Origin of the sequence: Burkholderia sp. USMB20 (assembly GCF_000949135.2) — a bacterium.
In the GTDB taxonomy this organism is placed as follows: Bacteria; Pseudomonadota; Gammaproteobacteria; order Burkholderiales; family Burkholderiaceae; genus Burkholderia.
In genome coordinates, this window is sequence record NZ_JTAN02000019.1 from 1,158,367 (window position 1) to 1,173,364 (window position 14,998).

Here is a 14,998-nt window from a genome sequence, read left to right on the forward strand (position 1 = left end):
TCCTTCCTTCTACTCAGTGTGCGGCGGGCACCGTGCCCGCCGCGGGTTGGTTCGTCAGCGCGTCGACCACGCGCTCCATCTTCATGTACCGCGAGCCCTTCACGAGCACCGTCGCCCGCGCGCCATAGCCCGCCGCGAGCAGCGCCGTCACCAGCGCGCCGACGTCGCCGAAGTGGCGGGCCGTCTCGCCGTACGCCGTGCACGCATCGCGCGACGCATCGCCGAGCGCGAACAGCGCATCGATGCCGCGCTCGCGCGCATACGCACCGATCTCCCGGTGAAACGCCGGGCCTTCGTCGCCGACTTCACCCATGTCGCCGATCACCAGCACGCGCGGCGCCGGATGGGCAGCAAGCACGTCGATCGCCGCACGCATCGAATCGGGGTTCGCGTTGTACGTATCGTCGACGACCGTCGCGCCCGCGAGGCTGCCGGCGATCGCCTGCTTCACCTGGAGCCGGCCCTTGACCGGTTCGAACGACTCGAGGCCCTGCTTGATCGCCGACAGTTCGACACCCGCGCCCAGCGCCGCGGCCGTCGCGGCCAGCGCGTTGCGCGCGTTGTGCTCGCCGAGCGCACGCAACCGCACCGTGACGGCGCCAGCCGGCGTGTCGATCGCGAGTTCGCCGCCGTGAAGGCGACCGACGACCTGCGCATCGTTCTGCCGTTCGGCGTCGTGCAGTGCGAAATCGAGGATCCGGTTGCCGGTCGCCGCGACGCGCCAGATGCCCGCGTACGCATCGTCGGCCGGGAACACCGCGACGCCGTCCGGCGGCAGCGCGTGGATCACGGCCGCGTGTTCGAGCGCGACGGCTTCGACCGTCGCCATGAATTCCTGGTGTTCGCGCTGCGCGTTGTTGACGAGCGCGACCGTGGGCGCGGTGAGGCGCGCCAGAACTTCGGTCTCGCCCGGGTGGTTCATGCCGATCTCGATCACCGCGAGGCGATGCGCGGTCGACAGGCGCAGCAACGTCAGCGGCAGCCCGACGTCGTTGTTCAGGTTGCCGGCCGTCGCGAGCCGCGCGTCGGTACCGACCGCCGCGGCGAAGATCGACGCGATCATTTCCTTGACGGTCGTCTTGCCGTTGCTGCCCGTCACCGCGACGAGCGGCAGCGCGAATCGTTTGCGCCAGCCGTGCGCGAGCGCGCCGAGCGCGGCACGCGTTTCGCCGCCTTCGATCGCCGGCATCGCGAGACCCGCTGGCACGTGTGCGACGAGCGCCGCCGACGCGCCGCGCGCGGCCACGTCGCCGAGGAAGTCGTGCGCGTCGAAGCGCTCGCCCTTCAGCGCGACGAACAGGTCGCCGGGGCCGACCGTGCGGCTGTCCGTCGACACGCGCTCGAACGTGGTGTCCGGATCGCCGTGGACGGTGGCGCCGGGAATCAGGCGGGCGGCTTCGCCCAGACTGAGCATCGTCATTCGCCGCCTCCCTTGCCGTGCGTCGCGCGTGCCGCGAGTGCGAGCCGCGCGTGATCCTGATCGGAGAACGTGCGCTTCTTGCCCATGATTTCCTGCGTTGCCTCGTGCCCCTTGCCGGCCAGCACGACGACATCCTCGCGGGCGGCGCCGCGCACGGCCTGCAGGATCGCGCTCGCGCGATCCTCGATGCGGCGTGCGCGATCGGGCGCGGTCATGCCCGCGATGACCTGGTCGATGATGCGCTGCGGATCCTCGCTGCGCGGGTTGTCGCTCGTGACGACGACTTCGTCGGCGAGCCGCTCGGCGATCGCGCCCATCAGCGGACGCTTGGTCGCATCGCGATCGCCGCCGCAGCCGAACATGCAGACGAGCCGGCCGCCGCGCGCCGCCGCGATCGGGCGCAACGCGTCGAGCGTCTTCTCGAGCGCGTCGGGCGTATGTGCATAGTCGATCACGACCAGCGGTTCGTCGTTCGCCAGCCGGCCGCCGAGGCGCTGCATGCGACCGTTGACGGACTCGAGCCGCGCAATCTCCGCGACCGCCGCGTCGAACGGCAGGTCGGCCGCGAGCAGCGAGCCGAGCACCGCGAGCAGGTTGCTGACGTTGAACGTGCCGAGCGTGCCGACCTCGATGTCCGCGTCGCCCCACGACGAGCGCAGGCGGAATGCCGTGCCGGTAGCGGTCGCGCGCACGTCGAGCGCGACCAACTCGCGATCGGCGTCGGCCGCGTGCACGTCGCCGATCCCGTAGGCGATCGTGCGCACGCGGCCGGCCAGCTTCTCGAGCAGGCGGCGGCCGGCTGCGTCGTCGCGATTGACGACCGCCGCGCGCAGGCCGCGCCATGCGAACAGTTTCGACTTCGAGGCTTCGTACGCATCGAACGTGCCGTGATAGTCGAGGTGATCCTGCGTGAGGTTCGTGAACACGGCGATGTCGAATGCCGTGCCGTTCACGCGGCCCTGGTGCAGCGCGTGCGACGACACTTCCATCGCGACGGCCTTTGCGCCCGCGTCGTGCAGTTGCGCGAGGCTGCGCTGCAGCTGCGGCGCGTCCGGCGTCGTGAAGCCGGTCGGCACCAGCTGCCCCGGCATGCCGCTGCCGAGCGTGCCGATCAGCGCGCACGGCTGGTGCAGCGCCGTCAGCGCGGCCGCGATCCAGTGCGTGCACGACGTCTTGCCGTTGGTGCCGGTCACGCCGATGGCGAGCAGGCTGTCGCTCGGGTCGCCGTACCAGCCGCTGGCGATCTCGCCGGCCAGCTGGTCGAGCGCCGGCACCGCGAGTGCGACGGGTGCGGCCGGCGCAGCTGCGAGGCCTTCCGGCTGATACAGCACGGCGGCCGCACCGCGGGAAACGGCCTCGGCAATGAAGGCGCGATTGTCTGCCCCGTCGACCGCATAGCCGAGAAACACGTCGCCTGCCTGCAGGCTGCGCGTGTCGGCATGCAGTTGCGCCGCGGGGGCCACATGCTGGCGCAGCCACGCAAGCGCGGCCGCGATCTGCTGATGCGCCGGATGGGAACTGCGAGCGGCGCTCATCGAACAACTCCTGGTGAATTACGTGTCGTGCTGGATACGATCATATGCTTCGCACCGCCGCCGGCGGCGAGCTTTTGCGGGCCCGTCTTGGCGGGCGTGCCCGGCGTGTCGTCGGACACGACCAGTTGCTTGATCGGCATGTTCGGCGGCACGTTCAGCGCACGCATCGTGTCGCCCGCGATCGCCGAGAATACGGGGCCCGACACCTGGCCGCCGAAGTGGCTGCCGGCGGTCGGCTCGTCGACCGACACCGCGATCACGACGCGCGGATTCGGCATCGGCGCCATCCCGACGAACGACGCGCGGTACTTGCGCGTGTAGCCGTGACCTTCATGCTTGTACGCGGTACCGCTCTTGCCGCCGACCCGATAACCCGGCACGGCCGCATCCGGCGACGTGCCGCCCGGCGCGACCACCGTCTCGAGCATCGCGCGCACTTCGCGCGCGGTGGTCGGGTTGAACACCTGCGTGCCCACGATCGGCTGATTGGGGTCGGTCTTGAAAATGGTCACGGGCATCAGCTCGCCGTCGTGCGCGATCGCCGTGTAGGCGCGCGCGAGCTGGAACAGCGACACCGACAGGCCGTAGCCGTACGACATCGTCGCCTGCTCGATGCGCCGCCAGTTCTTCCACGGACGCAGGCGGCCGGCCACCGCGCCCGGGAACCCGACCTTCGGCGCCTGACCGAGGCCGATGCTCGTATACATATTCCACATTTCCTCGGGCCGCATCGTCATCGCGATCTTCGTCGCGCCGATGTTGCTCGACTTCTGGATCACGCCGCCGACCGTCAGCGTGCCGAAACCCGCGTCGTCGGTGATCGGCGCGCCGTCGAGCACGAAATGCCCGTTGCCCGTTTCGACGAGCGTGTTCGGCGTCACGCGGTGCAGGTCGAGCGCGAGCGACACCGTAAACGGCTTCATGATCGAGCCCGGCTCGAACACGTCGGTCATGATCCGGTTGCGCAACTGCTCGCCCGTCATGCGCGAACGGTCGTTCGGGTTGTACGTCGGATAGTTGACGAGCGCGAGCACCTCGCCGGTACGCACGTCGACCACCATCGCCGCGCCGGCCTTCGCCTTGAACTTCTCGACGGCGGCCTTCAGGTTCGCATACGCGATGTACTGGATCTTGCTGTCGATCGACAGGTCGACGTCTGTCCCGTTGTGCGGCGGAATCTGCTCGGCGACGTCCTCGACGATGTGCCCCATCCGGTCCTTGATCACGCGGCGCACGCCGGACGTGCCGGACAGCATCTTCTGGTCGCCGAGCTCGACGCCTTCCTGCCCTTCGTCCTCGACGTTCGTGAAGCCGATCAGGTGAGCGGTGATCTCGCCTTCCGGATAGAAGCGCTTGTATTCGTTGCGCTGATAGACGCCGGGGATGTCGAGCGCGGCGACCTTGTCCGCGATGTCGATCGGCACCTGGCGCTTCACGTAGACGAAACCCTTGTCTTCCGACAGCTTCACGCGCAGTTCCTTCGGCGTCATGCCGAGGAGCTTTCCGAGCTGATTGACCTTGTCCGCGCCGAGATCGTCCGGCACCGCATCCGGAATCGCCCAGATCGCGCGCACGGGCAGGCTCGTCGCGAGCACGAGCCCGTTACGGTCGAGGATCTTGCCGCGCGTGGCCGGCAGCTCGATCGTGCGCTGGTAGCGGCTTTCGCCCTGCTTCTGATAGAACGCGTTGCCGGGCCCCTGGATCCAGAACGCCCGCGCGGCCAGCGCGACGAACGCCATGAACAGCAGGAACACGACGAATTTCGAGCGCCACATCGGCAGGTGCACGCCGAGCACGGGGCTCGACGAGAATTTCACGTCCTGACGCTTTTGTGCCGGCTTCATCGCGCGCCTCCCCCGCCCTTGGCGGCCGTCTCGGCCGAAGCCGGAATCGGTGCGTCGATCGCCTTCACGGCGCCCGGCGGCAGCGTCAGGTATTGGGTGCGACCCGTCGTGATCGCCTGCATCTTCAGCGAATCGTTCGCGAGTTGCTCGATACGCGACGTCTTCGACAGCGCGCTCTGCTGATATTGAAGCTGCGCGTAGTCCTGCTGGAGCTGACGCTCCTGCGACTGCGCGCGCTGCAGCTGGATGAAGATCTGGCGCTGCTGGTTCGTCGAGTTGACGACCGACAGCGCGCAGCCCATCACGATGATCAGCAGGAAGATATTGAAGCGGCTCATGGCGTGACGCGCTCCGCGATGCGCATCACGGCCGACCGGGCGCGCGGATTCGCGGCAACTTCCGCTTCGCTCGGAAACTGGCGGCTGATGATCTTGAGCGGCGGGCTCGGGAGGTCGACGGCACGGATCGGCAGGCGACGATCGACCGCAGGCGCGCTCGCGTGCGCCTGCATGAATCGCTTGACGATCCGGTCCTCGAGTGAATGAAAGCTGATGACCACCAGCCGCCCCCCTTGCTCCAGCAACGACAATGCCGCGTCTAGTACGACTTGCAGGTCCGCAAGCTCTTGATTGACGTGAATCCGTATAGCCTGAAAGGTGCGGGTTGCCGGATCCTTGCCCTTCTCACGGGTTTTGACGACGTTACCCACGATTTGGGCAAGCTCGCCCGTGGTGTCGAGAGGCCCAAGACGGTCGGACTCTGCCCGGCGAGCAACAAGCGCCTTTGCAATCTGAAAAGCAAACCGTTCTTCCCCATAATCCCGTATCACCTCCGTCAATTCCTGCACCGAAGCCCGCGCGAGCCACTCGGCCGCCGACTCGCCGCGCGTCGGATCCATTCGCATGTCCAGCGGGCCATCCGCGCGAAAGCTGAAGCCGCGCGCCGGATCGTCCACCTGCGGCGAGGACACGCCCAGGTCCAGCAACACACCCGACACCTTCTCGACGCCGCGCGCCGCAAGCGCGTCGCGCATCGATGCAAAGCTGTCATGCACGATCGAGAAGCGCGCATCCTCGATGCGCTGCGCAGTCTCGATCGCCCTCGGATCCTTGTCGAACGCGATCAGCCGGCCGGCCGCCGCCAGCCGCGCGAGCACCGCGCGGCTGTGACCGCCGCGCCCGAACGTACCGTCGACATAAATGCCGTCCGGCCGCGTCACGAGCGAATCGACCGCTTCGTCCAGAAGCACGGTCCGATGCTGCAATTCGTTTCCCATCGCGGGCGTCTCCGTCACCGCAATCAGAACGTGAAATTCTTCAGCGCGTCGGGCATGCCCTGCGCCATCGCTGCCTGCTCCTTCGCGATGTAGGTCTGCGAATCCCACAGCTCGAAGTGACTACCCATTCCCAACAACATGACTTCCTTTTCCAGTCCGGCCGCCATCCGCAGCTCGGGCGATACGAGAATCCGGCCCGCGCTGTCGAGATCGACATCCATTGCATTGCCGAGAAAGATCCGCCGCCACCAATGTGCATCCATCGGCAGCGCGGCGATCTTGGCGCGGAATACCTCCCATTCGGGGCGCGGAAACAGCAACAGGCAGCCGTCCGGGTGCTTGGTCACAGTCACCCGTCCTTCTGCCTGTCCTTGCAGCGCTTCGCGATAGCGAGCCGGCACCGACATCCGCCCTTTCGCATCGAGCGTCAGCGCCGACGCCCCTTGGAACACTTTCCGCTCTCCCGTTCAGGGCACCGAAGCACCCGCTCAACGCTCAAGAATTTAGCCCGAATAGCCCGCCAAATCACACAAAAATACACTTTCTCACACTGTCTCCCACTTTAGAGGAAGGGTTTGGCACGGTCAAGGGAGCGGCCCGGTTTTTTGACGAATTTTGTTAGTTAGAACAAGGACTTACGCGCACATGCTCATGCGACCCCTCATACCAAAAACCGTTATAAATGAATGAGCTAGTGCAACTTGTGAAGGTGATACGTGAGAAAGGCGGGCCAGACTGGCGTGCGGACGGGGCTTTCGGGGGCGGGAAAACGCGGAAAAAACGGGCGGTATCGATGGGTGACGGAGGCGGGCGGCGTCATGCGCCGCCCACCTCCGAATGTCACAGATAGTATGCAGTCCGCGTCATGACTTTCGACGCGGCGCGCATCAGCATCCGCGCGGGCAGCGGCAGTTCGATCCCGCCGGCATCGGTCGCGGCCTTGCCGTGCTTCACCTCGTCGAGCCGCATCTGCTCGACGATCGCGCGCGACGCCGTGTCGGTCGGCGGCAGCTCGGACAGGTGCCCGTCGAGGTGGCTCTCGACCTGACGCTCCGTCTCCGCCATGAAGCCGAGGCTGACCTTGTCGCCCAGCGTGCCGGCGACGACGCCGATCGCGAGCGCGCCGGCGTACCACAGCGGGTTGAGCAGGCTCGGACGCGAATCGAGCTCCTTCAGCCGATGCGCGGTCCACGCGAGATGATCCTCCTCCTCGCGCGCGGCTTCCTCGAACATCGCCTTCGACGACGACGAGCGCGCGGTCAGCTTCTGCGCCTGATAAAGCGCCTGCGCACAAACCTCGCCGACGTGGTTCACGCGCATCAGCCCGGCGGCATGCGTGCGCTCCGCGGGCGTCAGTTCGCCGGCCGGCGGCTCCGCCGGCGCGGGCACCGGGCGGCTCATCCGGCTAATGCCGGTCAGCGATCGCAGGCCGCGATCGAATTCGCTGATCAGTTCGTCCAACACCATCCTGTTCTCCTGGCTGCGTGCGCTGCCGCGAGCGGCAACGGCACGTGCTCCGCTACGTAACCGACTTGATTATTCAGCGGAAATTGCGGTTAACCCGTGATTTTAACCATTGTTGCATAAAGGAAACATGGCAACCTTGAGCCACGGCATTTCGCTTTGTCGGAAAAATCGGCTTTGCTACATTACGTGCGACTTCTTGCGAAGTTGATGGGGCCCGTCAACACACCATAACTATCCGCCCCGCCAAAAAAATTCAGTGATTCTTGGAGATCCGTTAATGAAAAAGTCGCTTCTCGCGCTCGTCGCGCTGGGCGCGTTTGCTGGCGCTGCACATGCGCAAAGCAGCGTGACGCTTTACGGCATCATCGATGAAGGCTTCATCTTCAACAACAACGCCAAGGGCGGCCACCTGTACGGCCTGGCAAGCGGCGTGATGCAAGGCAGCCGCTTCGGCCTGCGCGGCACCGAAGATCTGGGCAGCGGCCTGAAGGCGATCTTCGTGCTCGAGAACGGTTTTGACGTCAACTCCGGCAAGCTCGGCCAGGGCGGCCTGATGTTCGGCCGCCAGGCTTACGTCGGCCTGTCGAGCCAGTACGGTACGGTCACGCTGGGTCGCCAGTACGACTCCGTCGTCGACTTCGTCGGCCCGCTCGAGGCAGGCGACCAGTGGGGCGGCTACATCGCCGCTCACCCGGGCGACCTCGACAACTTCAACAACGCTTACCGTGTGAACAACGCGGTCAAGTACACGAGCCCGACCTACGGCGGCTTCTCGTTCGGCGGCCTGTACAGCTTCGGCGGTCAAGCCGGCCAGTTCTCGAAGAACCAGGTCTGGTCGCTCGGCGCCGGTTACAACAACGGCCCGCTGGTGTTGGGTGTCGGCTACTTGAACGCACGTACGCCGGCGAACTTCGGCGGCATGTTCAATACGGGCGCGTCGGCTGCGGCGACGGCCGTGTCGTCGCCCGTGTACGGCGCGTATGCGAACAGCGCGAACACGTACCAGGTCATCGGTGCGGGCGGCGCATACACGTTCGGCGCAGCGACGATCGGCGCGACGTACTCGAACACGAAGTTCAAGGGCTTCTCGGTCGGTCCGTTCGTGAACCAGACCGCGACCTTCAACAACGGCGAAATCAACTTCAAGTATCAGCTGACCCCGGCATTGATCGTCGGCGCGGCGTACGACTACACGCAAGGCAGCAAGATCGACGGCAACTCGGCAGCCAAGTACCACCAGGGCTCGCTGGGCGTCGACTACTTCCTGTCGAAGCGTACGGACGTCTACGTGATCGGCGTGTACCAGCATGCATCGGGCAACACGCTCGACTCGGCAGGCAACGTCGTTCAGGCACATGCTTCGATCAACGGTCTCGATCCGTCGACGACCAGCAACCAGGTCGCAGCGCGTGTCGGTATCCGTCACAAGTTCTAATCAGCTTGCCTGACAAGCCGCAGCATCTTGAAGGCGCCTTCGGGCGCCTTTTCTTTGGTTCATCGAGGATTACCGGGGAACGCGGCGCGAATCTTAAGGAAGAAGTATTCGTCGTCGCGGTACCCGTAAGCTCGACGCTTGATGACCTTGATGGTGTTGTTGATGCCTTCAACGATGCTGGTATTGAGCGGATGGCGGCAGCGAGTCACGATGCCGTGCCAGTAGTCCTGCAGACGCTCGGCGAACTTTTGCAGGGCCGCGATCCCACTTTGCTGAGCCTGCTCGAACCATTGTTCCCAAGCCTTTTGCGCCCAGGCCGGCTTTCGGTAGAACCAGAGCCGCTTGAGCTCGTCGCGTAACACGTAGACGCATAACAGCGCCTGATTGGCCGCCAGCAATTCCTTCAGGTGCACGGCCTGATCCGGCTTGAGGTTGTGGCGGTTGCGCAGCAACAGCCAGCGGCTGGACTTCAGAACCTTGCGGGCTGGCTTGTCATGTCGGAGTTGATTGGCCTGATCGACCCGCACCCGATCGATCACTTCGCGGCCATACTTGGCCACCACGTGGTACAGGTCGAAGACGATTTCCGCCTGCGGACACTGTTCCCTGATTTCGAGTTCATAGGCCGTGGTCATGTCGATCGCGACCGCTTCGATACGCTTGGCCGCGCCTTCGGGAAGCTGTTCGAAGAAGGCCCGGGCCGTCTCACGCGAGCGTCCCGGTCCGATCCAGAGTACTTGCCGGCTGATCGGGTCGACCACCACCGTGGCGTAGCGATGACCTTTATGCAGCGCGAACTCGTCCATCGCCAGATAGCGGATCGTTGACCAATCGGGCTCGCTCACGCGCGCCCGCAGGCGCATCTTGTCGATCGATTTGACCGTGTGCCAGCCCAGATCGTAGAAGGCCGCCACCGCCTGTACGCTGGCCGCTTGCAGCAGTTTCTCGCAAGCCTTGGCGAAGCGCTCCGTCACTCGCTGGTAACGGCCCAACCACGCCAGCTTCTCCAGTCGCGGGCCGCCGCAGCGTTCGCACCAGACCCGGCGACGAGGCACATGCAACACCACCCGGTATTCGAATAGCGGCAAGTCACGCACCCGACGAACCGTCGTCTCGTGGATCTGCTGGCAGCGTGCCCCACATTGCTCGCAGTACATGATCTTGCTGACCGGCTTTAAATACAGCGACAGCGTACGACCTTCGCCTTCCGGCCATTCCACACGCTCCAGCCGGTAACCTGTCCAGCAGCCCAGTGCCTGAAGTGCCTTGCGATCGAGCAATTACCTCTCCTGACGTCCTTAAAGTCAGGCGTCAGGTTACGCAATCGCTCTCAAACCCTCCACGGTTTCCTGCGATGAACCTTTTCTTTTGGGGCTGCGAAGCGGTGTGCGGTGTGCGGTGTGCGGTGTGCGGTGTGCGGTGTGCGGTGTGCGGTGTGCGGTGTGCGGTGTGCGCGGAATGATCGACGGGTAACGCGCTCTTGGCGACGAATCGTTCGCGATGCTGACTCGACACGAACGCCACCATTTGCCGACTCCGGCATGCAACGAAGTGCCGCCCCGTTCGAATCGAATCGGCCGCGGACAGCCCGACCGGGGCGCTCCGCCCGCCACGGCGCGCCCGGACGAACGCGCGCCGTTCCGATATGGCGCGGCAGCCCCGATGCCGCACCACAAACAAAGGAGCCCGGCACAGGCCGGGCTCCTTCGTTCGACTTGGGTGTTACGCGCGTCCGTCGCGCAGTTCGCGCCGCAGGATCTTGCCGACGTTCGTCTTCGGCAGCTCCGTGCGGAACTCGACGAGTTTCGGCCGCTTGTAACCGGTGAGCCGCTCCTTGCAGTACGCGAGGATGTCCTTGTCGGTCAGCGCCGGATCCTTCTTCACGACGAACAGCTTCACGGCTTCGCCCGAGTGCTCGTCCGGAACACCGACCGCCGCCACCTCGAACACCCCCGGATGCGACGCCACCACGTCCTCGACCTCGTTCGGATACACGTTGAAACCGGATACCAGGATCATGTCCTTCTTCCGGTCGACGATCTTCACGTAACCGCGCGCGTCCATCACGCCGACGTCACCGGTCTTGAAGAAACCGTCCGCGAACATGACCTTCGCGGTTTCTTCCGGGCGGTTCCAGTAGCCGGCCATGACCTGCGGCCCGCGGATGCAGATCTCGCCCGGCTCGCCGAGCGCGACGTCGTTGCCGGCGTCGTCGCGGATGGCAATTTCGGTCGACGGCAGCGGCAGGCCGATCGTCCCGCTGTACTCGGTCGCCGTCACGGGGTTGCAGGTCGCGACCGGCGACGTTTCGGACAGGCCGTACCCTTCGATGATCGCCGTTTGGGTCTTCTCGTACCAGCGCTTCGCGACGCCTTCCTGGATCGCCATGCCACCGCCGTTGGCGATCACGAGCTTCGACAGGTCGAGCTGGTTGAATTCGGGATGGTTCAGCAGTGCGTTGTACAGCGTGTTGACGGCGGGAATCGTCGAGATCTGGTATCCCTTCAGTTCCTTGATCATGCCGCCGATGTCGCGCGGATTCGGAATCAGGATGCCCATGCCGCCCGTGCGCATCGTCAGGAAGCCGCAGACCGTCAGCGCGAACACGTGATAGAGCGGCAGCGCGACAACCGTCACGAATTGCTTCACCTCCGGGTACTTCGCGTGCGCGGGATGGTGCCAGGCGCCGGCCTGCAGCACGTTCGACACGATGTTCCGGTGCAGCAGCGTCGCGCCCTTCGCGACACCCGTCGTACCGCCCGTGTACTGGAGGAACGCGACGTCGTCGGGGCCGATCTTCGGCGGCTTGAAGGTCTGCCGCGCCCCTTCGGACAGCGCGGCCTTGAAGCGCGTGAACGACGGGAGCTGCCAGGCCGGCACCATCTTCTTCACGTTGCGTACGACGTAATTGACGAGCCAGCCCTTGATGCCCAGCAGGTCGCCCATCGACGCGACCACGACATGCTTGACGGCGGTATTGGCGATAACGGCCTGCAACGTCGACGCGAAATTCTCGAGAATGACGATCGCCTCGGCCCCGCTGTCCTTCAGCTGATGTTCGAGCTCGCGCGGCGTATAGAGCGGGTTGACGTTGACGACGGTGTAGCCCGCACGGAGCACGGCAACGATCGCCACCGGGTACTGCAGCACGTTCGGCATCATGAGCGCGACGCGTGCGCCGCGCTTCAGGCCACGCGACTGCAGCCACGCGCCGAACCGGCGTGACAGTGCATCGAGTTCGCCGTACGTGATGCTCTTGCCCATGCAGACGAACGCCTTGCGGTCGCGATACTGCCTGAAGCTCTCGTCTAGGAGATCCGGGACGGAAGGATATGGAGACGCGTCGATTTCGGCTGGAACGCCGGGTGGGTACGATTTCAGCCAAATTTTTTCCATACCGCGCGTCTCCTCACTGATTTTCGAATGGTCGTGCTAAAACGCATCGTAGCGGCTCGCCCGTCCTGAGACAACAGGGTTAGATGTCCACTTCGAACTTTCGAACGCATTCGCCCGATCATATCGGGAAGTTCCGTCAAGTCCGCTCAACTTCCACCAAACAATCGTAAAAGGTCGCCGAGTTGCCCAGGTCGGTCAGCGCCTGACTCGTCACTTCGTTCGCGTTCCGACCGTCCGCCGACAATTTCTTCCACCAGATCGACAGTCCGACGACGAGCCCCGCCCGCGCGCGATCGGTCACTCTTGCGACCGCCTGCATCGATCCGCGGTCGTTGAATATGCGTACGACGTCGCCCTCCGCGATGCCGCGCGCATCGGCGTCGGCCGGGTGAATATCGAGATGCGGCTGGCCTTCCGTGCTGCGCAGGCTGTCCACGTTCACGAACGTGCTGTTCAGGAAGTGCCGGGCCGGCGGCGAAATCATCGCGAGCGGGTAGCGGGCGGCAAGCTCAGGCGCCGCCTCCGCCGATTCGAACGGCGGCAGGTAATCGGGCACCGGGTCCATGCCCATCTGCTCGAGTCGCGCGCTGTAGAACTCGCATTTGCCGGACGGTGTGCGAAAGCCGCCATTCGCGAAAGGCGCGTCCGCAACCTTGAGCTTCAGCCACCCGGCACGCTTCAACGTCTCCCAGTCGCTGTCGAGTGCCGGATCGTCCCAGCGAAGCGCCGCCTGCGCGACCTCTTCGTCGCTGTGATAAAGCGCGGGCTCGTCCAGCCCCATGCTGCGCGCGATGCCGCGAAAGATTTCGGTGTTCGGTCGTGCGTCGCCGACCGGCGGAATCGCCGGCAGATTCGCCATCACATAGGTGTGGCCGTACGACTTGTGGACGTCGAGATGCTCGAGCTGCGTCGTGGCCGGCAACACAATGTCGGCGAAGTCGACGGTATCTGTCTTGAAGTGCTCGAGAACGACCGTGAACAGGTCTTCGCGCGCGAACCCGGCGGCGACTTTCGACGAGTCGGGGGCAACCGCAACCGGATTCGAGTTGTAGACGATCACTGCTTCGACCTTCGGCCCGAAAGTCGCGTCGCCCGGATGCAGCAGTGCATCGCCGATGGCATTCATGTTGATGATGCGCGGCAGTTTCTGCGGCCATCCGGGCATCAGATCGGGGCGCAGCAGCGCCGCCTGATTGACCGGTGCAGATTCCGACGACGACAGCAGCAGCCCGCCGGCCCGGTCGCGCCACGCGCCCGTCAGCGCAGGCAGGCTCGCAATCGCGCGCACGGCGTTGCCGCCCCCGCGCACGCGCTGCATGCCGTAATTGAGGCGGATCGATGCCTTGCGGGTCGCACCGTAACGACGTGCGAGTTCAATCAGTTCCGACGCCTCGATGCCGCACATTTGCGCGACACGCTCCGGCGGATAGGACAGGGCTCGCGCCTTGAGCGCATCGAAGCCGAGCGTATGGCGTGCGATGTAGTCGTGATCGAGCAGATCCTCGGTGATCAGCACATGCATCATGCCGAGCGCGAACGCTCCGTCGGTGCCCGGTTTCAATGCGATGTGCTGATGGCATTTCTCTGCCGTCAGCGAGCGGTAGGGATCGATTGCGACGAGACGGGCGCCGCGACGCTTGGCTTCCTGCGCACGGGTCCAGAAATGCAGGCTGGAGGCGATCGGGTTGGCGCCCCAGATCAGGATCAACTCGCTTTCCTCGAAATGCTCGAGATGCATGCCGACGCTTCCGCCATACGTATAGCGCAGCCCTGCTGCGCCGGCCGCCGCGCAGATGGCCCGCTCGAGCCGGGACGCACCGAGTTTATGGAAGAACCGCTGGGCGATGCCTTCGCCCTGCACGAGCCCCATCGTTCCCGCGTAGCTGTACGGCAGGATCGCCTCCGGCGCGCGCGCGGCGATTTCGCCGAGACGACGACCGATCTCGTCGAATGCTTCGCTCCAGCTGATCGGCACGAAGCGCCCTTCCCCCTTCGCGCCCACGCGCTTGAGGGGCACAGTGAGTCGGTCGGGATGATGAACGCGGTCGGCGTATCGGCTGACTTTCGTACACAGCACGCCTTGCGTCGGCGGATGGTCGGGATCGCCCGCGACCTTGATCGCCCGACCGTTTTCGACGGTCACACGCATTGCGCACGTGTCCGGACAATCGTGCGGGCATACGGCCCGAGCTATCTGAGTGGCGGCGTTCATCGTTCTGGATGCTACTGGGATGGAGATTCGCAAATTCTACGTGGCCGCGCCGAATAAGGCGTCATTTCGCACGAGTTTCCGGCCTATTTGGCGAAAAAGCGGTGGCGGCGGATGGCTAATATCGATACGGGACGAACTTTGAAAAGTCGGTGCGACGATACAAGTGTGGTGCGGGTGTGAACGGTGCCGGGCCCGCGGCTTCGCCGAGTTCGCGCGAGTCGATCATCGACCGAAGATAGGGCGAATGGTCCTGGACGATGGAAAGTGGGTATGCGTTGCGGCTTGAGCAACAAACGGGGCAGATTCGAGGCCGGTGACCGCGCATTTCTGCGCTGCAAATGCAAAAACCCCCGCCTTTCGGGCGGGGGTTTTTGGCTTAGGGAGCCTGACGATTACCTACTTTCACACGGGAA

11 protein-coding genes are annotated in these 14,998 nt (G+C 64.9%); 1 reads left to right on the top strand and 10 read right to left on the bottom strand.

Annotated features, from left to right (window positions below; genetic code table 11):
- Nucleotides 1-13: 13 nt before the first annotated feature.
- The 7 genes from PL79_RS29860 to coq7 form a co-directional block, all read right to left on the bottom strand.
- The gene (locus PL79_RS29860; protein WP_044844238.1) at nucleotides 14-1,420 is read right to left on the bottom strand and encodes a UDP-N-acetylmuramoyl-tripeptide--D-alanyl-D-alanine ligase; all 1,407 of its coding nucleotides are present in this window, start codon (nucleotides 1,418-1,420) and stop codon (nucleotides 14-16) included.
- Entirely contained in the window at nucleotides 1,417-2,955 is a 1,539-nt protein-coding gene (locus tag PL79_RS29865) for a UDP-N-acetylmuramoyl-L-alanyl-D-glutamate--2,6-diaminopimelate ligase (protein ID WP_044844239.1), read from the bottom strand. The genes PL79_RS29860 and PL79_RS29865 overlap by 4 nt, the downstream gene beginning before the upstream one ends.
- Entirely contained in the window at nucleotides 2,952-4,799 is a 1,848-nt protein-coding gene (locus PL79_RS29870; RefSeq protein WP_044844240.1) for a peptidoglycan D,D-transpeptidase FtsI family protein, read from the bottom strand. Before PL79_RS29870 ends, PL79_RS29865 begins: the two co-directional genes overlap by 4 nt.
- Nucleotides 4,796-5,137, bottom strand: a complete 342-nt coding sequence (gene ftsL / locus PL79_RS29875; RefSeq protein ID WP_044844241.1) for a cell division protein FtsL — start codon at nucleotides 5,135-5,137, stop codon at nucleotides 4,796-4,798. The genes PL79_RS29870 and ftsL overlap by 4 nt, the downstream gene beginning before the upstream one ends.
- Nucleotides 5,134-6,075: a 16S rRNA (cytosine(1402)-N(4))-methyltransferase RsmH gene (gene rsmH / locus PL79_RS29880; protein WP_044844251.1), complete on the bottom strand. Its 942-nt coding sequence runs from the start codon at nucleotides 6,073-6,075 to the stop codon at nucleotides 5,134-5,136. The genes ftsL and rsmH overlap by 4 nt, the downstream gene beginning before the upstream one ends.
- Before the next feature lie 23 nt (nucleotides 6,076-6,098).
- The gene (gene mraZ / locus PL79_RS29885) at nucleotides 6,099-6,527 is read right to left on the bottom strand and encodes a division/cell wall cluster transcriptional repressor MraZ (RefSeq protein ID WP_006400450.1); all 429 of its coding nucleotides are present in this window, start codon (nucleotides 6,525-6,527) and stop codon (nucleotides 6,099-6,101) included.
- A 388-nt stretch (nucleotides 6,528-6,915) separates the two neighbouring features.
- Nucleotides 6,916-7,542, bottom strand: a complete 627-nt coding sequence (gene coq7 / locus PL79_RS29890; RefSeq protein WP_044844242.1) for a 2-polyprenyl-3-methyl-6-methoxy-1,4-benzoquinone monooxygenase — start codon at nucleotides 7,540-7,542, stop codon at nucleotides 6,916-6,918.
- 277 nt (nucleotides 7,543-7,819) lie between these two features.
- Between coq7 and PL79_RS29895 the strand changes: the two genes are divergently transcribed.
- The gene (locus PL79_RS29895) at nucleotides 7,820-8,977 is read left to right on the top strand and encodes a porin (RefSeq protein WP_044844243.1); all 1,158 of its coding nucleotides are present in this window, start codon (nucleotides 7,820-7,822) and stop codon (nucleotides 8,975-8,977) included.
- Nucleotides 8,978-9,036: 59 nt separating this feature from the next.
- On the opposite strand, the gene PL79_RS29900 is transcribed toward PL79_RS29895, so the two are convergent.
- The 3 genes from PL79_RS29900 to PL79_RS29920 all read right to left on the bottom strand — a co-directional run bounded on the left by PL79_RS29900 (nucleotide 9,037) and on the right by PL79_RS29920 (nucleotide 14,585).
- Nucleotides 9,037-10,257, bottom strand: coding sequence for an ISL3 family transposase (locus PL79_RS29900; RefSeq protein ID WP_044844855.1), 1,221 nt, complete (start codon nucleotides 10,255-10,257; stop codon nucleotides 9,037-9,039).
- Nucleotides 10,258-10,699: 442 nt separating this feature from the next.
- Entirely contained in the window at nucleotides 10,700-12,373 is a 1,674-nt protein-coding gene (locus PL79_RS29915) for a long-chain fatty acid--CoA ligase (protein WP_044849271.1), read from the bottom strand.
- A 136-nt stretch (nucleotides 12,374-12,509) separates the two neighbouring features.
- A complete protein-coding gene (locus PL79_RS29920; protein ID WP_044849272.1) occupies nucleotides 12,510-14,585 on the bottom strand; it encodes a molybdopterin-containing oxidoreductase family protein in 2,076 nt (691 codons plus the stop codon).
- Nucleotides 14,586-14,998: the final 413 nt, after the last annotated feature.

Coding starts and splice junctions, on each gene's coding strand:
- rsmH (WP_044844251.1), bottom strand. CDS start 6,075: ATGGGAAACGAATTGCAGCATCGGACCGTGCTTCTGGACGAAGCGGTC.
- PL79_RS29870 (WP_044844240.1), bottom strand. CDS start 4,799: ATGAAGCCGGCACAAAAGCGTCAGGACGTGAAATTCTCGTCGAGCCCC.
- coq7 (WP_044844242.1), bottom strand. CDS start 7,542: ATGGTGTTGGACGAACTGATCAGCGAATTCGATCGCGGCCTGCGATCG.
- PL79_RS29920 (WP_044849272.1), bottom strand. CDS start 14,585: ATGAACGCCGCCACTCAGATAGCTCGGGCCGTATGCCCGCACGATTGT.
- PL79_RS29865 (WP_044844239.1), bottom strand. CDS start 2,955: ATGAGCGCCGCTCGCAGTTCCCATCCGGCGCATCAGCAGATCGCGGCC.
- ftsL (WP_044844241.1), bottom strand. CDS start 5,137: ATGAGCCGCTTCAATATCTTCCTGCTGATCATCGTGATGGGCTGCGCG.
- PL79_RS29915 (WP_044849271.1), bottom strand. CDS start 12,373: ATGGAAAAAATTTGGCTGAAATCGTACCCACCCGGCGTTCCAGCCGAA.
- PL79_RS29860 (WP_044844238.1), bottom strand. CDS start 1,420: ATGACGATGCTCAGTCTGGGCGAAGCCGCCCGCCTGATTCCCGGCGCC.
- PL79_RS29895 (WP_044844243.1), top strand. CDS start 7,820: ATGAAAAAGTCGCTTCTCGCGCTCGTCGCGCTGGGCGCGTTTGCTGGC.